Annotated in this window: 20 protein-coding genes and 2 tRNA genes; 9 read left to right on the top strand and 13 right to left on the bottom strand. The window is 56.9% G+C overall.

Translation table 11 applies throughout. The annotated features are described in order from the left end of the window. Positions 1-5: 5 nt before the first annotated feature. Positions 6-1,535, bottom strand: a complete 1,530-nt coding sequence (gene murJ, locus ACQY5R_RS14195) for a murein biosynthesis integral membrane protein MurJ (RefSeq protein ID WP_428609568.1) — start codon at positions 1,533-1,535, stop codon at positions 6-8. A 309-nt stretch (positions 1,536-1,844) separates the two neighbouring features. On the opposite strand from murJ, the gene rpsT reads away from it, so the two are divergent. Together rpsT and ACQY5R_RS14185 are read left to right on the top strand one after the other, a co-directional pair. After that, positions 1,845-2,105 carry a 30S ribosomal protein S20 gene (gene rpsT / locus ACQY5R_RS14190; protein ID WP_260293365.1) on the top strand — a complete coding sequence of 87 codons (261 nt, stop codon included), beginning with the start codon at positions 1,845-1,847 and terminating at the stop codon, positions 2,103-2,105. A 161-nt stretch (positions 2,106-2,266) separates the two neighbouring features. Continuing rightward, positions 2,267-5,185 carry a DUF748 domain-containing protein gene (locus ACQY5R_RS14185; RefSeq protein WP_428609567.1) on the top strand — a complete coding sequence of 973 codons (2,919 nt, stop codon included), beginning with the start codon at positions 2,267-2,269 and terminating at the stop codon, positions 5,183-5,185. Positions 5,186-5,248: 63 nt separating this feature from the next. On the opposite strand, the gene proB is transcribed toward ACQY5R_RS14185, so the two are convergent. The 4 genes from proB to rplU form a co-directional block, all read right to left on the bottom strand. Continuing rightward, positions 5,249-6,376: a glutamate 5-kinase gene (gene proB / locus ACQY5R_RS14180; RefSeq protein ID WP_428609566.1), complete on the bottom strand. Its 1,128-nt coding sequence runs from the start codon at positions 6,374-6,376 to the stop codon at positions 5,249-5,251. Positions 6,377-6,387: 11 nt separating this feature from the next. Further along, positions 6,388-7,476 (bottom strand): Obg family GTPase CgtA, encoded by a 1,089-nt coding sequence (gene cgtA, locus ACQY5R_RS14175; RefSeq protein WP_428609565.1) that lies wholly within the window; start codon positions 7,474-7,476, stop codon positions 6,388-6,390. Positions 7,477-7,620: 144 nt separating this feature from the next. After that, positions 7,621-7,878: a 50S ribosomal protein L27 gene (gene rpmA, locus ACQY5R_RS14170; RefSeq protein WP_428609564.1), complete on the bottom strand. Its 258-nt coding sequence runs from the start codon at positions 7,876-7,878 to the stop codon at positions 7,621-7,623. Between the two features lie 16 nt (positions 7,879-7,894). Continuing rightward, entirely contained in the window at positions 7,895-8,209 is a 315-nt protein-coding gene (gene rplU / locus ACQY5R_RS14165) for a 50S ribosomal protein L21 (protein ID WP_428609563.1), read from the bottom strand. A 250-nt stretch (positions 8,210-8,459) separates the two neighbouring features. On the opposite strand from rplU, the gene ispB reads away from it, so the two are divergent. The 3 genes from ispB to ACQY5R_RS14150 all read left to right on the top strand — a co-directional run bounded on the left by ispB (position 8,460) and on the right by ACQY5R_RS14150 (position 13,689). After that, complete coding sequence (gene ispB / locus ACQY5R_RS14160) at positions 8,460-9,428, top strand: octaprenyl diphosphate synthase (protein WP_428609562.1); 969 nt, start codon at positions 8,460-8,462, stop codon at positions 9,426-9,428. Between the two features lie 8 nt (positions 9,429-9,436). Next, a tRNA-Pro gene (locus ACQY5R_RS14155) sits at positions 9,437-9,513 on the top strand. 309 nt (positions 9,514-9,822) lie between these two features. Then, a complete protein-coding gene (locus ACQY5R_RS14150) occupies positions 9,823-13,689 on the top strand; it encodes a PAS domain S-box protein (protein ID WP_428609561.1) in 3,867 nt (1,288 codons plus the stop codon). Between the two features lie 28 nt (positions 13,690-13,717). On the opposite strand, the gene ACQY5R_RS14145 is transcribed toward ACQY5R_RS14150, so the two are convergent. From ACQY5R_RS14145 to ACQY5R_RS14135, 3 genes are all read right to left on the bottom strand, one after another. Next, positions 13,718-14,605, bottom strand: a complete 888-nt coding sequence (locus ACQY5R_RS14145) for an alpha/beta fold hydrolase (protein WP_428609560.1) — start codon at positions 14,603-14,605, stop codon at positions 13,718-13,720. 4 nt (positions 14,606-14,609) lie between these two features. Then, complete coding sequence (locus ACQY5R_RS14140) at positions 14,610-15,431, bottom strand: ferredoxin--NADP reductase (RefSeq protein WP_428609559.1); 822 nt, start codon at positions 15,429-15,431, stop codon at positions 14,610-14,612. Between the two features lie 120 nt (positions 15,432-15,551). Then, positions 15,552-16,985, bottom strand: a complete 1,434-nt coding sequence (locus ACQY5R_RS14135) for an MBL fold metallo-hydrolase RNA specificity domain-containing protein (RefSeq protein WP_428609558.1) — start codon at positions 16,983-16,985, stop codon at positions 15,552-15,554. 193 nt (positions 16,986-17,178) lie between these two features. Here ACQY5R_RS14135 and ACQY5R_RS14130 point away from each other — a divergent pair, with 193 nt between their 5' ends. Then, a complete protein-coding gene (locus ACQY5R_RS14130) occupies positions 17,179-19,908 on the top strand; it encodes a cation-transporting P-type ATPase (RefSeq protein ID WP_428609557.1) in 2,730 nt (909 codons plus the stop codon). A 30-nt stretch (positions 19,909-19,938) separates the two neighbouring features. Here ACQY5R_RS14130 and ACQY5R_RS14125 read toward each other — a convergent pair whose 3' ends face one another. Then, a complete protein-coding gene (locus ACQY5R_RS14125; protein ID WP_428609556.1) occupies positions 19,939-20,628 on the bottom strand; it encodes a response regulator transcription factor in 690 nt (229 codons plus the stop codon). Between the two features lie 99 nt (positions 20,629-20,727). Next, the gene (locus tag ACQY5R_RS14120; RefSeq protein ID WP_428609555.1) at positions 20,728-20,982 is read right to left on the bottom strand and encodes a hypothetical protein; all 255 of its coding nucleotides are present in this window, start codon (positions 20,980-20,982) and stop codon (positions 20,728-20,730) included. 33 nt (positions 20,983-21,015) lie between these two features. On the opposite strand from ACQY5R_RS14120, the gene ACQY5R_RS14115 reads away from it, so the two are divergent. Together ACQY5R_RS14115 and ACQY5R_RS14110 are read left to right on the top strand one after the other, a co-directional pair. Further along, positions 21,016-21,216, top strand: coding sequence for a hypothetical protein (locus ACQY5R_RS14115; protein ID WP_428609554.1), 201 nt, complete (start codon positions 21,016-21,018; stop codon positions 21,214-21,216). Next, positions 21,209-21,367 carry a hypothetical protein gene (locus tag ACQY5R_RS14110; protein ID WP_428609553.1) on the top strand — a complete coding sequence of 53 codons (159 nt, stop codon included), beginning with the start codon at positions 21,209-21,211 and terminating at the stop codon, positions 21,365-21,367. The genes ACQY5R_RS14115 and ACQY5R_RS14110 overlap by 8 nt, the downstream gene beginning before the upstream one ends. Positions 21,368-21,631: 264 nt before the next feature. On the opposite strand, the gene ACQY5R_RS14105 is transcribed toward ACQY5R_RS14110, so the two are convergent. Next, positions 21,632-22,927, bottom strand: a complete 1,296-nt coding sequence (locus tag ACQY5R_RS14105; protein WP_428609552.1) for an ammonium transporter — start codon at positions 22,925-22,927, stop codon at positions 21,632-21,634. A gap of 575 nt (positions 22,928-23,502) precedes the next feature. Here ACQY5R_RS14105 and ACQY5R_RS14100 point away from each other — a divergent pair. Further along, a complete protein-coding gene (locus ACQY5R_RS14100) occupies positions 23,503-24,075 on the top strand; it encodes a YSC84-related protein (RefSeq protein ID WP_428609551.1) in 573 nt (190 codons plus the stop codon). 76 nt (positions 24,076-24,151) lie between these two features. On the opposite strand, the gene ACQY5R_RS14095 is transcribed toward ACQY5R_RS14100, so the two are convergent. Both ACQY5R_RS14095 and ychF read right to left on the bottom strand, forming a co-directional pair. Further along, positions 24,152-24,228: transfer RNA gene (locus tag ACQY5R_RS14095), tRNA-Met, on the bottom strand. Positions 24,229-24,370: 142 nt separating this feature from the next. Then, positions 24,371-25,462: a redox-regulated ATPase YchF gene (ychF, locus tag ACQY5R_RS14090; RefSeq protein WP_428609549.1), complete on the bottom strand. Its 1,092-nt coding sequence runs from the start codon at positions 25,460-25,462 to the stop codon at positions 24,371-24,373. Between the last annotated feature and the right edge of the window lie 99 nt (positions 25,463-25,561).

Raw genomic sequence — 25,561 nt, 5'->3', positions numbered from 1 at the left:
GGCGCTCAGGAGGCGTGGCGGCGAAAATGACGTGGACCGATGCCCAACAAAGCCAAAACCGCAAAGTAGCTGCCGATACCGGCCATCACCCAGACCAGCAAACGCCACACCTTGTCCCAGGTCGAGCCCTCCATCCAGGAAGCGAGGTCACCCACCCCCCAGTAGAGCAGTCCGCCCATCACCGCCGAAGCCGTCACGCCACGCAGAATCAACAGTGGCCAGCCGGCTTCCGGCCGGTATACCTCCGCTTTGCGCAAACCACGAAACAGCAGAAAGGCGTTAAGGGTTGCCGACAACGAGGTGGCGAGCGCCAAACCGGCGTGAGCCAGGGGAAACACCAGGATAATATTCATCACCATATTGGCAATCATGGCGATCACGGCAATCTTGACCGGCGTACGGGTATCTTGCCGGGAGTAATAACCGGGAGCCAACACCTTGATCAGGATAAAAGAGAGTAGCCCCAGGGAATAGGCCATGAGACTACGCCGCGACATAATCACATCAGTCGCATCAAATAGTGACGACTGGAACAGGGTGGCAATCATCGGCCCGGCCAATACGAACAATCCCACCGCAGCCGGCAACCCCAGCAGCAACCCCCAACGCAACGCCCAATCGATCACGTACGAAAACCCTTCCGGCGACTCAGTGGCATGCTTTTTTGATAAATTGGGCAATATAACCGTCGCCAGCCCCACCCCCAGGATCCCCAGCGGAAATTCCATCAACCGATCAGAGTAGTAGAGCCACGAGATACTGCCGGAGACCAGAAACGAGGCGATCAGGGTATCCAGCAACAGATTCAATTGTGTCACCGACACACCGAACAGGGCCGGCAGCATCAGTTTTCCGATACGCCGTACCCCCTCATCCCCGGGGGCAAACCGAAACCGTGGCAACAACCGGAGGTGACGCAAAAAGGGGATCTGGAATAACAACTGCAGTATCCCGGCCAGCAACACCCCCCAGGCCAGCGCCATGATCGGCTGATCCATTTGCGGCGCCAGCCAGATGGCGCAGCTGATCAGCGAGACATTCAGAAATACCGGGGTAAAGGCGGGGATACCAAATCGCCCATGAGCGTTAAGGATCCCCCCGGCAAACGCGGTCAGGGAGATAAACAGCAGGTAAGGAAAAGTGAGCCGCAACATATCCACGGCCAGGTCCAACTTCCCCTCAGCGCCGATAAAACCGGGTGCAAAAATCATCGCCAACACCGGCGCACCCAGCACCCCGGCCAGGGTAACCGCCAGCAACACGCCACCCAGGGTACCGGCCACATGGTCCACAAAACGTTTCAAGTCATCAAAACTGCGTCGCTCCTTATATTCAGTAAGCACCGGCACAAAGGCCACCGCAAAGGCGCCCTCGGCAAACAGGCGACGCAGAAAATTGGGAATCTTAAAGGCGACAAAAAACGCATCGGTTCCAGCATTGGCACCAAAGATATGCGCCACGACCAGATCCCGGATAAAACCGAGAATCCGCGACAACAGGGTATTGGAGCCCACCTTGGCCAGAGATCTGAACATGCGTCTGAATACTACCTATTATTAATGCCACCGGAAGCGGCCGAAGCGCGGATTATAGGCTGTTTATCGCCTTTTTTCAGAGGAATCCGCAGTCGTACACGCAGGATTTCCTTGTACAATGCCGGCGAGTCTTCCGCTGCATAGGAGCGGGACACCACCCCTCACTGACACGACAGGAGGATGAGGGCGATTGGCGGGAGACAAGGGACCACAGGCTATAATTAGCGGTTGACAAACAGCCTATCAACCTCCAGAATACCGCGCTCTTTAACGAGATACTCATTTTTACTGAATTTTTGGAGACAGACCTTGGCCAACTCACCACAAGCCCGCAAACGTGCGCGTCAGGCCGAACAGCATCGCCAGAACAACGCGTCGCGTCGCAGCAACATGCGCACCTACCTGAAAAACGTAGTGAAGGCGTTGGCGACTGGCGATAAGGAAAAGGCTACCGAAGCTTACAAACAGGCGGTACCGGTGATCGACCGTGCGGCAAACACCGGCCTTATCCACAAGAACAAGGCTGCCCGTCATAAAAGCCGCCTGAATGCACAGATCAAATCGCTGTAAACAGTAGCGCCTGTGCATCACGAAAAACCGGCCAAAAGCCGGTTTTTTTCTGCCCACCATAAATCCCGCTCTCCGGCACGCGACATCGGTGAACCATCCCATCCGCTTACGTTATACTTCCCCCTGTTAAGCCTGAAATCAGCCGTATAGGGATAGACAACATGACCACAGCCGTACCCAGCAACCGCAAACGCCGGCGCAGGCTCCTCATTACCTTCACCACCCTGCTCATCCTCCTGATTGCCACACTCACGCTGCTGCCACTAGGTATCAGCTACGGGCTCAAACAGTGGCTACAAGAGCATGGCGGCGAACAGGTCTCGGTCGAAAACATAGATTTCAACCCTTTCACCGCCACCTTCAGACTCGACAACCTGAATATCGTTAACAAAGGGGTGAATACCCTCGCCCTGCCCAGACTCGACCTGCAGTTGGCATGGCACCCCCTCTGGAACAAACGCCTGGTGGTGACCGGACTCGACCTGTCCGGGATCCGACTCAAGCTGGTTCAGACCGACAAAAACAGCACGCTGGAAATCGGAGGACTGCTATTCTCGACACCCACCGATAAAGAACCGGCCACCACCGGCTGGGCGATCAGGTTGGACCATATCGGCTTGCGCGATTCGGAGTTGGACTACCAGGGCCCGAAATTCTCATCCCGGATCAAGGTCGACATGCTCGATCTGGACAGCATCGCGTCGGACAAAAAGAGCCACATCAGTGCGCTGGATTTACAGGCCCATATCGATCAGACACCCGTAAAACTGCACGGAGAGGTCATGCCTTTCGCCGACACGCCCTCCTTCGACGGCGACATACAGATCGACGACCTTGCTCTCGATCGCTACGCCAAGCTGGCTGAACCCACGCTAAAACAGCTGCAAGGGAAGCTGAGCATGAGCGGGAAGCTCTCCCTGACACTTCTCCCGCCTGGCCCACCTCGCATCAGCCATCGCGGCACCCTCAACCTGACCGATTACCGGATCGACTACCAAGAGCAAACTGTTGCCGGCAACAAATTGTCCTGGAAAGGCACGGCCAGCAGTGACAAGAGCAAGCATGCTGTAAAGGGCGAGCTGGTCACGACCGCGTTTCAGTTCGACCACGCAGACGCGGAGAGTCGCTACCGCCACGACGGACTGACCTGGCAGGGTGACCTCAAGCTGCAATCAACAAAAGAGGCCGACGGTCTCACCAGTAGTGGCAAACTCGAGATTCTGGGACTGGACATGCAGGAGGCGGAAAACCATTTTATTGCGGAACGGGTCGGGCTCGATGTGGAAAATGGCACCGCCTCCCTCAACCGCGAGCGGCAGACAGCCCAGCTTCCAGTCAAATTGAAGCTGGTCGGCAGCCAACTCTCCACCGCACTGCAAGCGTTGACCAGCAATATGTCCAACTGGGAAGGTAGCATTCAGCTCGACAAGCAGACGGATAGTCTGGGCTTCTCTGCTGAGGGGGACCTGGCACAGGGCGCTGCAACCCTGCAACTGCTCAACAAGGATGCGACCATCCGCATCGACAACCTCACCTGGCAAGGCGCCTTGGCCCTGACACAGACAGCCGACAGTAGTCGCTTCCAGCCGACCGGCAACCTGGATATCGCTGGGTTTTCAGCCATCGATAATGGTGCCGGACTCACGCTGCTATCACTGGACTCGTTGAGCACCCGCGACGTGTCAGGGGATAGCGAATCGTCCCTAACGGCAACCCAGATCGATGCGCGCCTGCTGCGGGCCGGCCAGACGCCGGCCAACCCAACCCAAGAGAAACAGGCCATGCTCACTCTCGCTGGCCTGAAGATCTCGCAGCCGCAATACTCAGAAGAACGCGGACTGGACATCGACCGGATAGAAGCCAGCGGCTGGCAGCAACGCCTGATACGCAATCCCGACAAGAGCCTTAACCTTGGACAGCTGATCACCGCAATCCGCCGCCTAACTACGGATGACCAGGCAACCGCCACCCCGGACAAACCGTTACCCATTCAGATCGGCCGGATCATGTTGAGTGGCGATAGCCAAATCCAATTCGAGGACCAAACCACGGAGCCTGTCTACCACCTACGACTGAAACCGAAGCAGGCCAGCCTGGCCAATATCACCAATACACCCAAAAACCGGGCCGGCCCTTTCCAGCTCAACGGCATCGTGGACGAAAGCTCAGTACTTGATCTGAAGGGCAAGGTGGCGCTATTTGCCGTCGAACCCACCTTTGAACTGACCGGCCGTATAGAAGGCTTGGAACTGCCACCGCTCTCCGCTTATACCCTCCCGCTTATGGGCTATCGGCTACAGAGCGGCAAGGCCAATAGCGATCTCCACTTTTCCGCCAAGTCGGGGCAGATAGAGGGCAACAGTGACCTAACCCTTAACCAACTCGAAGTGGCGCCTGTTGACCAGAAAAAGATGGAAGCGATGCAGAAACAGTTGAGCATCCCGCTGGAGACCGCCCTCGGCATGCTCAAGGACAAGAACAGCCAGATCAAACTGAATCTTCCGATCAGTGGCGCAATCGACAATATCCAGGTCGACCCCAGCGATGCCATCAACCAGGCCATCGGACGCGCCATGAAAAAAGGGGCCAAGACTTATCTGGCGACAGCTCTGTTCCCGTTTGGCACCCTACTCACCCTGGTGGAACTGGCGGGCGATGCAGCGGCCAAAATCCAGCTGGATCCGATACCGTTCGCCCCCGGATCGAGCAATTTAACAGCGAACCAGCACGAATACCTGGGCAAGATAGCCAAGCTGTTGACCGACCGTCCCGAGGTACATATCCGGTTGTGTGGTGTAGCGGTTGCCAGCGATATCCCGGTGCTACAGGAGGCCGAACGCCAGCGTTTGGAAGCCGCCGCAAAAAAGCAGGAGAAAGCGGCCAAAAGCGAGAAAACGCCAGCTCCTGATATCAGCGATCAACAGTTGGCGCAATTGGCTAGCGAACGAACCAAAAGTATCGAGCGATACCTGTCGAGCCGGCACCAGATCAAGGCGGATCGTCTGATCACCTGCGAACCCAGGCTGGAAAAGACCGTAAAAAAGGATCAACCCGCACCGCGCGTCGATCTATTAATCTAAGGGACCTCTGATAAGGCTGGGGACGATTTAATCAAAGCCCCTCCTAAACCGGGCAGCCGACCGTCACACCAGAACCAGGTTATCCCGGTGGATCAACTCCTCTTCGTCCACGTAACCGAGGATCTCCTGGATTCGGCTAGAAGCGACGCCCTTGATCCGGTCACTCTCGGCGGAGTTATAGTTGACCAAGCCGCGGGCAATTTCCCGACCCCGCTCATCCACACAAACCACCATCTCACCCCGGGAAAAATCGCCGATCACCTGTTTCACGCCTACCGCCAACAGACTGCGGCCGGACTCGCGAAGTACATGAACCGCACCGGCATCCACTACCAGACGGCCACGAACCTGAAGATGCCCGGCCAACCATCGCTTGCGCGCGGCCTCGGCCTCTTGCACCGGCAGCAGTAGGGTGCCCACTGCCTCACCGGCAGCAATCCGGGTCAGCACTTGCTCACCCACTCCCGGTGCGATAATGGTCGCGGTACCGGAACGCGCCGCCAGACGCGCGGCACGTATCTTGGTTACCATGCCACCCTGCCCCAATAGACCGGAACTGCCGCCGGCCACCTGATCCAGCACCGGATCATCGACCCGGCTCTCATTGATTAGCACCGCATCGGGATTGTGCCGTGGATCGCAGTCATAAAGACCTTGCTGATCCGTTAACAGCACCAACAGATCGGCCTCCACCAGATTCGCCACCAGCGCCGCCAGGGTATCGTTATCACCAAAGCGTAACTCTTGGTTGGCCACGGTATCGTTCTCGTTCACCACCGGCACCACACCGAGCGAGATCAACGTCCGTAGTGTGCTGCGGGCATTCAGGTAGCGACGCCGATTGGTCAAGTCATCATGAGTCAGCAGTACTTGGGCAGTATGCAGACCGTGTTTCTGGAAACAGGTTTCATAGGCGCGCACCAGGCCCATCTGGCCGATCGCCGCAGCGGCCTGCAATTCATGCAGGGTGGTGGGACGGGTGGTCCACCCCATGCGGCTCATACCTTCGGCAACGGCACCGGAAGAGACCAGAATCAACTGGTTGCCGGACAACACCCAGCGGGCCATCTGCTCAACCCAGCCGGCCAGCGCCTCCCGCGCCAAGCCCTTGCCATCAGCCGTCAATAACGCGCTGCCAATCTTGACCACCCAGCGGTGGGCCGATGTGAACTGTGTTCGGGACATGCTCATACTACCGCCCCCTAGTCCTGCAAAGGGTCCCAGGGCTCTTCTGCCTGCTGCTGCTCCGACGTGGCAGCCGGCGCGTCCTGATCCTGTTCACGCAATGTTTTCAGACGCTGCATCAGGTCCTGCATCAGTTCCCGGGTACCCTCGCCGGTCAGCGCCGAAATCGAATAGACCGGCCCCTGCCAATCTAATTCAGCCAGCATGGCATCACGTTTCGTCGAAAACTCTTCAGTCGGCAACAGATCCAGTTTGTTCAATACCAACCAACGCTCACGCTCATACAGGTCGTCACTGTACTTCTCCAGCTCGGCGGCGATCAACCGTACCTCATCTGCGGGTGAAACGGTTTCATCCATCGGCACCATATCCACCAAATGCAGCAACAGCCGGGTGCGATTCAGGTGCTTGAGAAACTGCAGACCCAGACCCGCCCCTTCGGCAGCGCCTTCAATAACGCCCGGAATATCGGCAATCACAAAACTGTTACCGGTTCCCAGACTGACCACACCGAGATTGGGGTGTAGCGTGGTAAAGGGATAATCCGCCACTTTCGGCGTAGCGCTTGAAACCTTGCTGATCAGACTGGACTTGCCGGCATTGGGCATTCCCAGCAACCCCACATCGGCCAACAGAATCAACTCCAGCAAAATATCCCGCTCTTCACCCATGGAGCCGGGAGTAAACTGGCGCGGTGAACGGTTGGTGCTACTTTTAAAGCGGGCGTTACCAATACCGTGGAAACCGCCCTTGGCCACCAGCAGCTTCTGACCGTTGCTCAACAGCTCGCCGATCAGCTCTTCTGTCTCCAGGTCGGTCACCCGGGTGCCCACCGGTACCTTTATATAGAGGTCCTCGGCACTACGTCCGGTACAGTTGCGCCCCATGCCCTGCTGCCCACTCTGCGCCCGATGACGCCGCTGGTGCCTGAAATCTACCAGCGTATTAAGGCCCGAGTCAGCCACCAGATAGACGCTGCCGCCGTCACCGCCATCACCGCCATCAGGGCCGCCACGAGGAATATATTTCTCGCGCCGGAAACTGACGGCACCATTGCCCCCCTTTCCAGCTTCTACACGAATTGTGGCTTCATCAACAAATTTCATGGGCGTGCCCGTGACCGTTAAAAATCGTTCGCATCGCCGCTCCCGCCCATCCCTGGACTCCGCGGCATACGTCCATCCCTGGGCATAACGTAAAAAGCCCCGTCATAAGACGAGGCCTTTTGTCGTTGTAAAGCGGTGGCGCGATCAGGCCGGAATCACGCTGACATAGCGACGATTTTTCGGGCCCTTGGTTTCAAACTTCACCACGCCATCCACCTTGGCAAACAAGGTGTGATCCCTGCCGCAACCGACATTCACACCATTGTGAACAGCTGTGCCACGCTGGCGAATAATGATACCGCCGGCATTGATGGCCTGGCCGCCGAATACTTTGACGCCAAGACGCTTTGACTCAGAATCGCGGCCGTTACGTGTACTACCGCCTGCTTTTTTATGTGCCATTGCCTAACCCTGCCCCTCAGCCTGCGCTGATTCCGGTAATCTCGAGTTCTGTGTACCACTGACGGTGTCCCTGACGTTTCATGTGGTGCTTACGCCGTTTGAATTTCAGGATCGTCACTTTCTTGGCCCGCCCATGGGATTTAACCGTAGCGGTAACCTTGCCACCGTCTACATAGGGGGTACCGATCTTAATATCTTCGCCGTTGGCGACCAACAGGACCTTATCCAGATCCAGCGAGGTACCCTCTTCGGCACCCAGCTTTTCAACCTTTACTGTATCGCCCTCGGAAACCCGGTACTGTTTACCCCCGGTCTGAATTACGGCATACATACCAAATCTCCGCAAAAAATCTGCTAATTTCGGCGCGCGAATGAAGCAACGCGCCAACGAAAGAGGCGGAATTCTACCCGCGACCGCTGCACAGGTCAATCACCATACAGAAAAAAGCGCAAAATAGGCGCGCTCACCCGGCATTCTCCACCCGGCGGGGCAAACGCCCGCGCTTGACAGCATCCGGGCAGACTCCTAGCATGCTCCACTCCTAATATACCCTGAAACCAACGCAGTTAAGACAGACCCCATGGAAATGAGCACAATCCGCGAGCTGGTTGCGGAAGACATGAAGGCAGTTGACGCCCTGATTCTGCGCCGGCTGCAATCCGATGTGGCACTGATCAACCAGGTTGGCCACTATATCGTCAACAGTGGCGGCAAACGGCTGCGTCCGATGATTGTGCTGCTGGCGGCACGTGCGTTGAACTACCAGGGTGAAGGGCATATCGATTTGGCGGCGGTAATCGAGTTCATCCACACCGCCACCCTGCTGCACGATGACGTGGTCGACGAATCGGACATGCGACGCAACCGGGATACCGCCAATGCGGTTTGGGGCAATGCCGCCAGTGTACTGGTGGGCGATTTCCTCTACTCCCGCTCTTTCGAAATGATGGTCGACATGAACAGCATGCGGGTGATGGAGGTGCTCTCCCACGCCACCAACCGCATCGCCGAAGGCGAAGTCCTGCAACTGCTCAACTGCAACGACCCGGATACCACCGAAGAGAAATACCGCGAAGTGATCCTGCGTAAAACCGCTACCCTGTTCGAGGCCGGCGCCCGGCTCGGGGCGGTACTGGGTGAAGCCTCACTGCCTGAAGAGCAAGCCATGGCCGATTACGGCCTGCACCTGGGTATCGCCTTCCAGATCATTGACGACGCCCTCGACTACAGCACATCCAGCGAAGAGATCGGCAAAAACATCGGCGACGACCTGGAAGAGGGGAAACCGACCCTGCCTATCCTGCGGGCCATGCAGGTCGGCACAGCCGAGCAGCGTGCCGCACTCCGGGAAGTGATCGAAAAGGGCGGCCGGGAACATATCGATATCGTCATGGCGGCCATTGAATCCACCGATGCGATCGAGTACACTGCGCGCCTTGCCGCGGAGGAAGCCGAAAAGGCCAAGCAGGCGCTACTCGCCCTGCCCGAATCACCTTTCCGCGACGCGCTCTCTGCGCTGGCCGACTTTTCCGTCAGACGCAGAAGTTAAACCGTATTCGGGGTGTAGCTCAGCCTGGTAGAGCACTGCCTTCGGGAGGCAGGGGCCGGAGGTTCGAATCCTCTCACCCCGACCAGACACATCAAGGCCTGCAATTGCAGGCCTTTTTGTTGCCTGCGGGCCAGCCGACCGCCCCTCCACACACATGCACGATATCCACCTTTTTGTCGAATCCCCCCTAACCATTCCACAGAACCCTAAACCTGGTTTAAGCTTTTCCTGCCAAAGACGTTACAATCGATACGCGTCGAATTTTTATGGATCATCACAACCCATCGATTACGTCAGCTACCCTTAATGCGGAGGCACAAGCAACCAAGATGGCCAGAGGATTATTTAACATGAACATAAAACAACCCCTGCCGGCACAGATAGCCCGCTCTGCATGAAGCCAGCATCATCCACACCCACCCATGAGCACGCCAGCCACCTTCACGGTGGCGTACTGCGCATTGTTCTGATCTACGCCGGCATGGCGATGCTCTGGATTCTGTTTTCAGACGCCTTGGTCAGCCGGGTCCTAAGTACCTCCGAAGCGATCAATGTTGCCAGCACCATCAAGGGGTGGCTATTTGTCGTGATTACCTCGCTACTGCTCTATATCCTGGTAAATCGTCTGGTGAACCAGCTTTCCAGCGCAGCACGGCGCGAGCAAGCCATCCATGTAGAACAGCTGCGCACCCTGACCCTGCTGACATCGATCACCGACAACTCCACCGACGCCATCTTTGTTAAAGATCGAACGGGGCGCTACCTTGTCGCCAATCCGGCACTATCCGCATTGTTGCAGTGCCCGTTGGAGCAGATCGTCGGCCAGGACGATTACGCACTCTTTCCCAGGACCGTAGCCGAACAGTTTCGCCAGGATGATCTACGCATCATGGGTTCCGGAAAGACGGAAACCTATCACGAGTCGGTTATCACAGATGAACAAACCGTGCCGTTTTTAACCACCAAGGGCCCACTGGTGATCGGCGGTTCGATTGAAGGCGTGTTCGCCATAGCCCGTGACATATCCCACATCAAACAAGCTGAAGCAGAGGTCGAGCAGAGCTTGGCCAGTGCACGCATGCGGGAGGCGGAACTGGAGGCGGTATTTCAATCCCTACCAGATCTATTCTTCCGCATCGCCGCGGACAGCACCATTCTCGATTACCGCGCCCAAACGTTATCCGAGCTTTACACCAGTCCGGATGCCTTTTTGGGCAAACGGATGGCCGACATCCTGCCCCACCCATTGGGCGATCTATTTCTGACAAAACAGAATCAGGCGCTGGATGAGGACCAGATGGTGGTCTTCGATTACGATCTGAACATCGGGCAGACACTTCAGCATTACGAAGCGCGCCTGACCAAGCTGGCGCAACGCGACGAGCTGATCTGTGTCGTGCGGAATATCACCGACCAGTACCAAGCTCAAAAAGCCCTCGCACACAGCGAACAGCGTTTTCGCACCATCTTTGAACAGGCGGCAGTGGGCGTAGCCCTGGTCGAATCAAAAAGCGGTCGTTTCCTACGCATCAATCAGCGTTTTTGCGACATGCTCGGTTACAGCATGGAAGAAATGGCCGATAACAAGACCTTTCACGAAATTACCCACCCGGATGATCTGCAGCAGGATCTGGACAACATGGCACGGCTCTTGTCCGGCGATATCAAAGATTTCAGTACCGAGAAGCGCTACTGCCACCAAGACGGCTCGATTGTTTGGGTCAATCTCACCGTTTCACCGACCTGGCACGAAAACGAGACACCCGTCAGCCATATCGCTGTAGTGGTCGATATCACCAAGCGCAAGCAGGCCGAGGTGGCGCTACAGGAGAACGAACACCGTCTTCGCACATTGATCAATGCCACCCCGGATATCATCTGCTTCAAGGACGGTGAAGGTCGCTGGCTGGAGGCCAACGACGCCGACCTGGAACTGTTCTCCCTGGCGGATGTGGCGTACCGGGGAAAGACCGACTTGGAGTTGGCGGAGTATACCGCCCCCCTTTATCGGGACGCCTTCCAGGCTTGTGAAGCGAGCGATGAGCAGGCGTGGCAAAACACCGGGATCTCACGAGGTGAAGAGGTCATCCCCAAGCCGGACGGCACCCACAAGGTATACGACGTCATTAAGGTGCCGCTGCGTGAAGAGAGCGGACAGCGCAAGGGGCTGATTGTACTGGGCCGGGATATCACTGAACGCAAACAGGCCGAACTCCAATTGGCACGTGCCAACGGCGAATGGACCCAGGCGATGAATCAGTTTGATGGGGCGGTTTATCTGCTGGATATGCAACAGCATCTGCTGCGGGCGAACAAGGCCTTCTACCAGATAACCGGTTTGGACCCTGCCCAATCCCCTGGCCGGCCGATTGTGGATCTGATGCATCCGCAAGGCGATAACGCACACTGTCCGGTCTGCCAGGCGCTGGCCGCAAAAAAGGAGACCTTGATCACCCTGGAGGCCAACGACCCGCACAACATTGACGGCCGGCCAGTGGAGGTTAGCCTGAAACTGATTCGGGATGAAAGCCGACAGGAGACCGGTATGCTGATCAGCATGCATGACCTCAGTCACTCGCGCCATGTAGAGGAGCGCCTGCGGCTGGCCGCCAGCGTCTTCGACAACACCGATGAAGGTATCCTGATCACCGATACCCACGGCACCATCGTGGAGGTCAACCGAGCCTGCAGCGATATCCTGGGCTACTCCCGCGAAGAGTTGATCGGGAGCAATCCCAGCCTGTTCAAATCCGGACGCCATGACAAGAGCTTTTTCCGTGACCTGTGGCACGCCCTTCACGAAACCGGTCGCTGGCGGGGTGAGCTGTGGAATCGGCGCAAAAGCGGCGAACTGTTCCCGGAATGGCAGACCATCAGCAGCGTGGTAGATGGCAGGGGTCGGCTCACCCACTATGTCGGGGTATTTTCAGACATCTCCCACATCAAGCGCTCACAGGCGCAGTTGGATCATATGGGGCACCATGATGCGCTGACCGATCTACCCAACCGACTGCTATTAAATGAGCGCCTGGAACAGGCGATCAAACATGCCGAACGGCACGACTCCCAACTGGCGGTTATCTTTATCGACCTGGATAACTTCAAACATATCAATGACAGCCTCGGCCACCCTGCCGGTGATCAACTGCTACAGGATGTGGCCGGCAAGTTGCTGGAGATGGTTCGCCAGGATGACACCGTAGCCCGTATCGGCGGGGATGAGTTTGTACTGCTGCTGGAGGATATAGGAAAACCTGAAAACGCCGGCCTGGCAGCACAGAAACTGACCTCCATATTTCAACACCCTTACAAACTGGGCGATCAGGAGGTGCGCGTCACCGCCAGCCTCGGCATCTGCATCAGCCCGCAGGACGGGAAAGATCCGGCCACGCTATTGCGAAACGCCGATTCCGCCATGTACCGGGCCAAAGAAGAGGGGCGTAACAACTACCAGTTTTACACGGAAGAGTTGACCCGCAACGCCTTTGAGCGGGTATTGCTGGAGAACAACCTGCGCCAAGCCATCGACCGGCAACAGTTGATCCTGCTCTATCAACTGCAGAAAGAGCTGCAGAACGGCAAGATCATTGGCGTAGAAGCACTAATCCGCTGGGTACATCCGGAACTCGGCACCATTCCCCCGGCCCGTTTCATCCCCATGGCGGAAGAGTCAGGCCTGATTCACCCGATTGGCGATTGGGTTCTGCGAACTGCCTGCCGCCAGGGTAAGGAGTGGCTGGATAAGGGAATCGATTTTGGGCGGATCTCGGTCAATATCGCCGGCCCCCAGTTGCAACGGGGCACGCTGGTCAATGAAGTGATGGCAGCACTCGAACAGAGTGGCCTGCCGACAGACCGGCTGGAACTGGAAGTCACCGAGGGCTTTATCATGCAGCAGGCGGAGTCAGCCATTGTCCAGTTGCAGGCGCTACGCGAACTGGGCGTCACACTGGCCATCGACGACTTCGGCACCGGCTACTCCTCCCTCAGCTATCTGAAGCAGCTGCCGATTCATAAGCTGAAAATCGATCAATCTTTTGTGAGGGACATTCCGGAAGATAAAAATGACATGGCGATCGCCGACGCCATTATTGCCATGGGCAAGAGTCTCGGATTGACGGTCATCGCCGAAGGGATCGAGACCGAGGCTCAAGCCGATTTCCTCAAGTGGTCAGGTTGTCAGGAGGGGCAGGGATATCTTTACAGCAAACCGGTCACGGCGGAAGCAGTGGAGGCGCTGATTACGGCTCAGCGAAAGTGATCAACCGCGGCATCTCCCAGCACTGGCACTAAACAGAGCCAGGCGATGACCCGGCGGCCTGATCAAAAAACATTTTAACCGGATCATTCAAGAGCCCGTGGTCATTCAACAGCAGGGTGAAGTGATTGACCCCGGGCAGATCGATACGGCGCCCTTGCGGTATCCAGCGGACAATGGCATCGGTCTCCGCCTCGGAAAAGATATGGCCACGCTGACCGCCTAGCAGACCCTCGCCGGCACGGACAAACAGGGCCGGACACGCCATGGCCGGAAAATGCAGGCACATACTGTAGAGAGAGTGGAGATCAAGATCCTGGTGCAGAGCCGGTGCACACGCCTTCGGTTGGACCGCACCCCCTTCCAGCACATGCACATCTTCCCGCAAATAGGTTTCCAGCATCCCGCCCCATTGGGTTGCGTAAAACGGCATTTCCCGCATCACTTCAAGATAGGCATCCATTGAGGGAAAGCGGGTTTCCAGATGTACCAGGGTCGGCCGAATGGCCTCCAATACGCGCTCGGTAGGATCTGCACCACCCTCAAGCAAGACTATAGCCTTGACCCGTGAAGGTCGTATCGAGGCAAGATAAGTGCCCAGGGTGGCGCCGAACGAATGACCGACTATCGCGAAGCTTTCGATCCCCAGTTGCTGCATGAAGGCGAGGATATCCCGTGCATGATAGGCAAACCCATACCCCTGTTCGGGCTTATCACTGTCGCCACGCCCCCGCAGATCCAGCGCAATCACCCGATAATCGGGGGCCAACGCCTGCGCCAAGCGATCAAAACTCCCCTTATGCCCGGCAAAACTGGGCAGGCAGAGGATCGGTCCCTTGTCACCTGGCCATTCACGATAGCTGAGGGAAATGCCATTGACCCGAACGGGAGCGGTTCGGAAAGGAGTGATCAGAGACATCCGATTACCAATACTTTTCCATATGCAGGGTCGCCGTCTCCCCGGTCCGTTTCTGCCGGTATCCACGGGACTCAAGCCGCGCCGTGGCATCCTCGATCATCGCCGGATTGCCACACAGCAAAGCATGACTGGGCCCCGGCTCCAGAGAAAAACCACACAGTTCCTCCAACTGCGGCGCCTCCAAAAAAGGCGGGATACGGCCAGTCAAGCCTTGCCAATCCCGGTCCACTTGGGGACGGGAAACCATAGGAATATAGCTAAAATGCTCGTTATATAAGGCGAGCGACTCCAGTTCGCGACGATACCCCAGATCCCAGGAGAAACTGGCACCGTGCAACACCGCGATACGCCGCTCCCGATTCGCCAACACTTCGCTACGCAACATGCTGACATAGGGCGCCAACCCGGTACCGGTCCCCACCAGCAACACATGACTCTGTGACGGGACTCGGTCCAGGGTAAACAGCCCTTTGGGCTTATCCCCCACATAGAGCCGGTCACCCTCCCTCAGAGCAAACAGCCTTGGGGTCAAGGCCCCGGATGAGACTATGGAGATATAAAACTCCAGATAGTGAGTTTGGGTACTACCCGACGCGATGGAGTAGGCCCGCCTGATCATCGGATCCCCACCCGGCTCCCGGACATCCTCTTCTTCCTGCGCCTCGGGTATACGCGGAGCATCCCGCAAGAGTCCCAACATGGTGTACTGCCCGGCCTTGAAACTGAATGCCATCTCATCCAGTGCCACCCGTAGAATGCGGATCTCTCCGGTCACCTCTATAATCTTGCTGACGGTTGCGTTATACCCGAACTTGCTTGTTTTCATCGATTTTCTACACTACCTGATCCGACACCAATATATCCGGCCACCATTCCGAACAAATGGTTTCATTTGATACTTAATGACCAAACATGTCAAACGGCCTGTTTCGATACCGGCACGAACTTAGAATTGGATCACTTCACCCAGCGTCGGAATCGAGGCATCCCAGTTGTACTCTTCCACAAAACATTTCTGCAGGGCCAACATGGCTTCGCTCTCGCCGTGCACCAGATAGAGCCGGGGCATGACTTTACGCATGTGCCCCGCCCACTCCAGCAACTGGGACTGGCCGGCATGGGCGGAGAAGCCGCCCAAGGTATGAATATGCGCCTTGACGGCGATCTCACTACCGAGGATTTTCACCTTCTTTACGCCATCCACCAACAGCCGCCCCAGGGTACCGCGGGCCTGAAAACCGACGATAACCAGATGCGTGTTCTTACGCCACAGGTTATATTTCAGATGGTGACGGATGCGGCCGCCGTGACACATGCCGCTACCGGCGATAATGATGGCACCCCCGGTAATTTTGTTCAGTGCCATCGACTCCTCGACACTACGAGTAAAGCGCAGGATCGGTAGCCACTGCTCCCAGTCATGGGTCATGATCTCGCGGAATTCGGGGTCGTCTTTATTGAACAGCCGGGTATTTTGCTCATAGATCTCACTGATGCTGGTCGCCATCGGGCTATCGATAAAGATATTGTTCTGCTTCAACTGACCGGACTGATATAACTGGCCCAGGTAATAGATAAGATCCTGAGTCCGTCCCACGGCAAATGACGGAATCAGCACATTGCCACCACTCTGCGCCGCCGCATCCAGTGCGGCCCTGAACTCTTCCAGGGTCCGATCAAGGGGCTGGTGATTGCGATCACCATAGGTCGACTCCATCAGCAACAGATCCGCCTCGGTAATAATCGCCGGGTCACGCATGAGTGGTGCCTTGCTGTTTCCCAGATCACCGGAAAAGACCAGTTTACGGGTCTCCCCCTTATCTTCCAGCCACAGCTCCACAATGGCTGAACCGAGAATGTGGCCAGCCTCGCGGAACGAAAGCTTTACGCCGGGCAAAATCTCCGACACCGCACCATAGGCCAAGCCTTGACACTGCCCCAGTTCCTGTTCCACGTCTTCCACATCGTAAAGCGGGGTGATGGCTCTTTTTCCGGCACGGGCGCGTCGTTTATTTTCCCATTCGGTATCTTTCAACTGCAGGAATGCCGCATCCTTATGCATGGTCGGAAGCAGCGCTTCCGTCTGTTGCGTCATGTAAATCGGGCCGCGATACCCCTGCTTCACCAACAATGGCAACATGCCCGAATGGTCCAGATGCGCATGGGAGAGAATGACCGCATCGATCTCCCCCACCTCAAATGGAAAACGCGCTTCGGCGCTATCGTGGCCGTTTGTGCGGTCCCGCTTGCCCTTGGGCTTGTGGTTGTTTTCCCCCTGCAGCATGCCGCACTCCAGCAGTATGCGCTGCGCCCCCCGGTGAATCAGGTAACAGGAACCGGTCACCCGCTGTGCCGCACCGTAAAATGTCAATGTGCTCATCTGACTCTCCTGTAACGCAGCAAGAACCATAACCGCCTAATACCATCTTACTAGCAAAAGCCCCCACGCATTCGACGAACACAGATGAGTGTTGATCCTTATCAAGCAGCGAAGTCGACAGTTGCGGGCTGATTCTACTAGGCTGTTGTTAGCATCGACGGATAGCACGGCGTTTGGAAACCCAGGTCCGACAATGAGCATCGACCAACAATACGAACAGGGGAGTGACACGGTAATAACCGCTTGGCACGCACAAGAGACGGAGACTGTGCTGCGGAATCTCTCCAGCCGCCCTGGGGGACTGAGCCAGGCCGAAGCCGGACGACGCTTGGCCCGCTACGGCCCTAACCGACTCAATCCGCCAACCGCCCGCAACGCCCTGGCGCGCTTTATCGGGCAGTTCAAGAACGTGCTGATCTACATTCTGCTGGTGGCGGGGGCGGTGACCACCGCCATGGGTCATTTTATCGACTCCGGGGTGATCTTCGGCGTGGTCATCGCCAACGCAATCATCGGCTTTATCCAAGAGGGCAAGGCCGAGCGAGCCCTTGAGGCGGTGCGCAACATGCTGTCGCCCCAAGCCATGGTAATCCGGGACGGCAAACGCTTTTCCCTGCCGGCGGAGAAGCTGGTACCGGGGGACATAGTGTTCATCCAGTCCGGCGACCGGGTCCCGGCAGATCTGCGTCTGCTGAACATCCGTAATCTGCATATCGACGAGGCGATGCTGACCGGCGAATCGCTGCCGATTGAGAAAGATACCGCACCGGTTGAAACCCGGGCGCCACTGGGCGATCGGCGCTGCATGGCTTACTCCGGAACCCTGGTAACCTTTGGCCAGGGCACCGGCCTAGTGACCGCCACCGGCGAGCAGAGCGAGATCGGCAGGATCAGCACCCTGCTGGCCCAGGTGGAGGTGCTAAGCACCCCCCTGACGCGGCAGATGGGGCAATTCGCCGGCCGCCTCTCCAGTGCCATCCTGGCGATAGCCCTGTTCGCCGCCTTGTTCGGTATCCTTGCACACGGCAACTCGGTGGAGGAGATGTTCCTGGCCGCTGTAGGGCTGGCCGTGGCGGCCATTCCAGAGGGCCTGCCGGCCATCATCACCATCACCCTGGCGATCGGCGTGCAGCGCATGGCGGCCAGAAATGCCATCATTCGACGCCTGCCAGCCGTGGAGACGCTCGGCTCGGTGAATGTGATCTGCTCCGACAAGACCGGCACCCTGACGCACAACGAGATGATGGTGCAGTCCCTGGTATTTGCCGATAACAGCTTCGAAGTGGAAGGTAGCGGCTATGACCCTCACGGTGGGTTTGTCGACGGCGCGGGTCGCGCCGGGGACCTCGACGACCCGCTGCTCAGTGCCTGCTGCCGCGCCGCCGTGCTGTGTAACGATGCCACGCTGACCGAGCAGGATAACGGCTGGCAACTGCATGGAGACCCAATGGAAGGTGCGCTGGTGGTGCTGGGCATGAAAGGCGGGGTGGAACAGCGGCTGCTGGCGGAGCAGATGCCGCGCACAGATGTCATTCCATTCGAGTCGGAGCACCGCTTCATGGCCACCCTACACCATGACCACAGCGGACAGGGCTGGATTTATATGAAAGGCGCCAGCGAAACCATCCTGCCACGCTGCCACAGCCAGATGACCGGCAGCGGCCCGCAGCCGATCGACCTAGCGTTCTGGAGTGGGCAGACCGAGGTGATTGCGGCACGCGGCCAGCGCACTTTGGCCATCGCCATGCGCCCAACAGATACGCAACAGCGGATGCTCACTTTTCAGGAGGTGGAGGGCGACCTGATCCTGCTGGCACTGTTGGGCATCGTCGACCCGCCGCGCCCCGAGGCCATTGAGGCGATTGCCCGCTGCCACGCCGCCGGGATCCAGGTCAAGATGATCACCGGAGACCACGTAACCACCGCCCGGGCGATCGCCCACAGCATGGGCATTACGGACGCCGACAGATCGCTTACGGGCGACGAGATAGCATCCCTGGACGAGGCGACGCTCAGGGATAAGACCCGGAACATCAATGTGTTCGCCCGCACCAGCCCGGAGCAGAAACTGCGCCTGGTGGAGGTCCTGCAGCAAAACGACCGGGTGGTAGCCATGACCGGCGACGGGGTGAATGACGCCCCAGCCCTGAAGCGCGCCGATATAGGCGTCGCCATGGGCATCAAGGGGAGCGAAACCGCCAAGGAGTCTGCCGAAATGGTCCTGGCCGACGACAACTTCGCCTCCGTCGTCCAGGCCATAGAGGAAGGCCGGACGGTCTATGACAACATCAAAAAGTCCATCCTGTTCATCCTGCCGACCAACGGCGGCGAGGCGCTGACCATTCTTGCCGCCATCGCCTTCGGACGGCTGCTGCCGGTGACCGCCGCGCAGATCCTGTGGGTCAACATGATCACCGCCGTGACCCTGGCGCTGTCGCTGGCCTTCGAGCCGGGTGAAGCCCATATTATGCAACGGCGCCCACGGAACACCCGGGACGCCCTGCTCTCGCCGTTTATGGTGTGGCGGATACTGTTTGTCTCGGTTCTCATGGTGATGGCCACCTTCGGGCTGTTTATCTGGGAGCGCAACAGCGGCGCCGGGATCGAAGTGGCGCGCACCGTGGCGGTCAATACCCTGGTGGTGACGGAGATCTTCTATCTGCTCAATACCCGTTACATCACTGCATCGGTACTCAATCGGAAAGGGCTGCTGGGCAGCCGCTACGTGCTGATCGCTATTCTGATCGTTTCCCTGTTCCAGCTACTCTATACCTACCTGCCGGTCATGCAGCTGTTCTTCCACTCCGCGCCGTTGCCCGGCGACGCTTGGCTGCGCATCGCGGTATGCGGAGTGCTGCTGTTCTTTCTGGTGGAGCTGGAGAAGTGGATTGTACGCCTGTTTTTCCGCGGCGCCGGGAAGTGATGGGGCTCTTCAACGGAGCCTGTGCGGCGCTCAGGCGTCCAACTGTTCGAGCCGGTAACCGTGCTGGTACACGGCTTTCAGCTGCCAACCGTACTCCGGAATCAGTTGCAGCTTTTGTCGCAAACGGCTGACATGGGTATCCACGGTCCGGGTGGCAATATTGGCGGAAATACCCCAGATGTGCTCCAGCAGGTGGTCCCTTGAGATCAACCGTCCGATATTGTTGAACAGCATGACAGCCAACTGGAACTCCCGTTCAGTCAATTCCGGGTTATCACCTCTCACCCGTATCTCACTCCGGCCAACATCGATAGAGATATCACCAAACTCCAGTACCGTTTTCTCTTGCCGGTGTGTGCCCAGGCGGCGGCCCAACGCATTGATCCGCGCCACCGTCACCGCCCGCGAGGCAGGCTTGACGATATAGTCATCCGCGCCCTGCTCCAGGGCATAAACGATATCCGATTCGGCATCCCTGGCGGTCATAAACAACACGGGAATCGGCCAGTCGATGTACTGCCTGACCCACTGCAATACCTCGATACCGGACGAGACCGGCAACTCCCAATCGATCAGCAACAGATCAAAACTGCTGCGTTGCAGACTGCGCTGAAATCCGGCCGCATCGATATAGGGGTGACAATGGTGTCCCGCCTCCTGCAACCAGAGCTGGAGCATTTTGATCTGATCTTCATTGTCCTCTAATACGGCAATACGCACATCCGACCTCGCAGGCTGGGCTCAATCACTAATTCTGCTCAAAGATCAAGGTTATTTGCCATATTACCATTTCAATTAAGTTCTCATGAACTCCCTATATCACACCTTCACCTTTTTAAACTGATCAAATAACCCATATTGCCAGCGCCGCAGCGCCAACACCACGGTAGTGCCGAAACGCTGCTCGAACGGTAGTTGGGCATCATCCTGATTCAGTTCATCGAACTCCCTGACCAGCTGTTCCAGCTTACGCTGAAATACCGCATTGGAACTACTGGCCAGCATCCCGTTACCGAAACCACGCCGGTCGCCAGCGTCAACATCCCGGATCGCATTAATGAGCGGGATTGACATAATCAGACCAGACAGAAGATCGGTAGCGTAGGCATGCCGCTGCCGGGAGGCGGCTTCCGGATTGTGGCCCCGCATACCTTCGCGACCCTCCCCACAGGAGAAGACGGCCTGATCTTGATCGGTGGCAGCCAATTGATGGTGGAGTATCTCAACGATCCGGAGAGGAGCCGCGATGCCATCCGGGAACTGGATGGCCGGCGCTGGTATCTCAGCGGAGACAAGGAGCATGGATGAAGATGGTTTTCGGACCATCGCCGATCGTTACCCACGCTTTGCCAAGATAGGCGGAGAAATGCTCAGCCTGGGAGCCGTCGAGCAGCAGATAACCAGTCTGTTCCCAGAGGAAGAGGCGGTCGAGATGCCGGCCACCAGTGTGCCCGACTAGCAGAAGGGTGAGCGCATATTGCTGTTGGTAGCGGGAGAGATCAATCCAGACAGCGTGCTGGCGCGCCTAAAACAGTCACCGATCAACCCGCTGATGCGACCGGCGAAGATACCTCCTGTCGATCAGATCCCCAAACTGGGCAGCGGAAAAACGATTATAGCCGTGCCCGCACCCTCGCCCTCCAGGCAGAGGGCTGACAACCGATTGGGGCGGGCAGATTTAATGCGCTACAATCGTAAAAATCCGCCCGCCCCGGTTCACGCGTCAGTAGTTGTAACCGGACTCCTCATGGCTGACGATATCCAAGCCTTCAACTTCTTGCTCATCGGTGACGCGTAGCCCTCCGGTCAGCATAGCCACCAGCTTCAATGCCAGATAGGTCACCACCGCCGTAAACAGGATACTGACCACGACACCGGTCAACTGCACGGAGAACTGCCCCCCCATACTGTCGATGCCGTCGGCGAAACCGTAGCCACTGAAGACGCCCAGCTCGGTCGAGGAGAGAATACCCGCCAGCAGGGTACCCATGATGCCGCCGATACCGTGCACCGGGAACACGTCCAGGGAATCATCAATCTTGAGTACCCGCTTGATGTATTGAGTAGCTGTAAAGCAGACGCCTCCCGCCAACAAACCAATGACCAACGCGCCGCCGGGCCCCACAAAACCGGAGGCCGGCGTAATGGTACCGAGGCCGGCTACCATACCGGTGACGGCACCCAACACGCTGGGCTTGCCGAAACGCCGCCACTCAATCAGCGACCAGGTCATGGCGCCGGCTGCGGCCGATATGTGGGTGGCCAGCATCGCCATCGCAGCATCACCATTGGCGGCCAGTGCACTGCCACCGTTAAAACCGAACCAGCCCACCCAAAGCATGCCGGCACCGGTCACGGTCATGGGCAGGTTGTGCGGTGGCATCGCGGTGGTAGGAAAGCCCTTGCGTGGCCCCAACACGACAGCCGCCACAAGGGCGGCCACGCCTGCAGTGATATGCACCACTACACCGCCGGCAAAATCAAATAGACCCATCTTCTGCAGCCAGCCTCCACCCCACACCCAGTGTGCTATCGGCGCGTACACGGCCAACAGCCAGATACAGCTAAACACCAGCATGGCAGAGAACTTCATCCGCTCGGCGTAACCACCGATAATCAGCGCCGGAGTGATAACGGCAAACGTCATCTGGAACAGCATAAACAAGGATTCTGGAATATCGCCGGTGAGCGCTTCACGGCCAATACCCGCCATCATCACCTTGCTGAAATCGCCGATCACGCCGTTCCCCGCTCCAAATGCAAGGCTGTACCCGACAATTAACCAGAGGATAGATGCCGCTCCGGCAATGGCAAAGCACTGCATCAATACGGACAAAACGTTCTTAGTCCTGACCAACCCACCATAAAAGAGCGCCAGTCCTGGCAGCGTCATAAACAGCACCAGCGCCGTCGATGTGAGTATCCATGCGGTATTTGCACTGTTCAAGGTCGCCTCCTCTGCCTGAACCAGGCCGGGCATCAGTCCCGACAGGAACGCTATCAGTAGCGGTTTTCTCATTACATCACTCCCAAGCATAAAAAACGGCACCCACGATCAGTGCCTAATTGCAGTAAAAAAACTGGCGATCATCAACATCAGTCGAAAAATTGCCAATTTTTATGCACAATTCATGCCCATGAATAATATACAATAAAAACAATAGCTTGTCTGTATTATGCCCTAAAAAAATACAAAGCATGCACGCTTTAGAGGCAGTAACGGCCATTTATTGCACCATTATTGTGCGCAAATTATTATGCGCCCATTCCCAACACAGCCCCCCCTAACCCAAGCTTCCCGCTTCCCCCACCTCTGGACAAAAAAAACCGCCCCGGGGAGAGGGCGGTGTCAAGTCAGACTTAAATGCCTGAAGGGGAGTCCTAAATGAACAAAAGTACACTTCAATCGCTGATACCGCTGTAGTATCGGCATCAACTATAGAGACCGGAAAAGACGCTAAAAGTTTCCACATGATTAGAAAAAAATAGAGGCAGCACGCAATCTGCTCAATCAGGTGTTATCTGCGCGCAGTCATCCAGACCCATTCTGTGCTTAAATGGGCCGGTACAAATAACAACACAGGATGATGGCTTATGAACCGTAGACGTATCGCGACCCTGATGACCTTGATCACCCTAACCGCGCTCCCCTTTACGCAGGCGGCCAATGCCGGATGGGACCCCCGAGAAGATAGCGGTACAAGCAAAAGCCATACAGGCAATCGCTCGGTGGACGAAGCTATCACCAACCTCAAAAAAAAGGACCCTGGTATTAAGATATTTTTCAATAAGGCCTACGGCTACGCCATTTTCCCCACTGTCGGCAAGGCCGGTATAGGGTTGGGAGGGGCGTACGGTGAGGGCGAGGTGTACCGACAGGGGCACTATCTTGGCACCTCCAGCCTGTCCCAGATAACCATCGGCTTCCAACTGGGCGGCCAAGCCTACACGGAGATAATCTTCTTCAAGGACAAACGGGCACTGAATGATTTCACCAGTGGAAACTTCGAATTCAACGCGCAAGCATCTGCCGTGGCGGTCACAGCCGGCGCTTCTGCCGATGCCGATTATGACAACGGCGTTGCCATTTTCACCATGCCCAAGGGCGGTCTGATGTATGAAGCTACCGTGGGCGGCCAGAAATTCAGCTTCACTCCGGCTCGTTGAAACTGGTCGCCCCCCACCGAGGGTCGCGTCATCTCCGCACAAAAAAGCCCCTTGGCATCACCAAGGGGCTTTGATCTGGTGGCTACGGGTGGAATTGAACCACCGACCTACGGGTTATGAGTCCGTCGCTCTAACCGACTGAGCTACGTAGCCAGAAGGCGGGGAAATATACCGGGGCTTCCTCCATGTGTCAATTCAAAACACGCCTTTAATATTCATCATCCCAAAACAGGCAAGCTATCTCGCTGATATTTGTCCATTTTACAGCGAAATTCCATGCCTCGAAAAATCCGCGCTAAACATTGAAGCGGAAATGAATCACATCGCCATCCTGCACCACGTACTCTTTCCCTTCCAAGCGCAGCTTACCAGCCTCCTTGGCACCCTGCTCCCCTTTACAGGCGATAAAATCCTCGTAAGCAATCACTTCAGCGCGGATAAACCCTCTTTCGAAATCCGTATGAATCACCCCCGCCGCCTGCGGTGCCGTAGCCCCCACCGGTATGGTCCAGGCACGGACCTCTTTAACACCGGCGGTAAAGTAAGTCTCCAACCCAAGCAGTCGATATCCCGCCCGAACAACCCGATCCAAACCGGGCTCTTCCAGCCCCATGTCGGCCAGAAACTCCTGACGTTCTTCATCATCCAGCTCGGCTAGCTCGGCTTCGATGGCCGCACAGACCGCCACCACGCCGGCTCCTTCGCGCTCCGCCAACTCTTCAACCGCTTTTAACAAGGGATTATCCACAAAGCCGTCATCGGCCACGTTGGCAATATAAAGGGTGGGCTTGATGGTCAACAGATGCAAATCACGCAGCGCCAGCTTCTGATCGCGGGTGAGCGCCATGGCACGAACCGGTTCTCCCTGATCGAGATGGGCTTTGACCGCCTCCAGTAGCTCCTTCTGCGCCAGTATCTGCTTGTCACCCGTTTTTGCCTGCTTGGCCGCTTTCAACAGCGCCTTCTCCACAGACTCCATGTCCGCCAAAGCCAATTCGGTATTGATGATTTCGATATCTGACAACGGATCTATCTTACCCGCCACATGCACCACATCGTCATCCTCAAAACAGCGGACAACATGGCAGATAGCATCCGTCTCACGGATGTTGGCGAGAAATTTATTTCCCAGGCCTTCCCCCTTGGAGGCGCCTTCCACCAATCCGGCGATATCAACAAACTGCATGGTGGTGGGAATGATGTTTTGCGGCTTGACGATTTTCGCCAACTCGTTTTGTCGGGGGTCGGCAACCGGGACCACGCCCACATTTGGATCAATCGTACAAAAAGGATAGTTTTCAGCCGCAATAGTGGCTTGTGTCAGTGCATTAAAAAGCGTCGACTTGCCCACATTCGGCAATCCGACGATGCCACATTTAAAACCCATGCTGTATTGCCCCGACAGAAAAAGGGCAAGGATAGGGTAATTGGCGAAGAGTTTCTAGCCTGTCTCGACGCTTTAGACCGACAAGCCGTTAGAAAAAGG

The sequence above is a fragment of the Sedimenticola sp. genome (assembly GCF_050289425.1).
Lineage (GTDB): Bacteria > Pseudomonadota > Gammaproteobacteria > Chromatiales > Chromatiaceae > Sedimenticola.
This window is presented reverse-complemented; position numbering and strand designations above follow the sequence as displayed.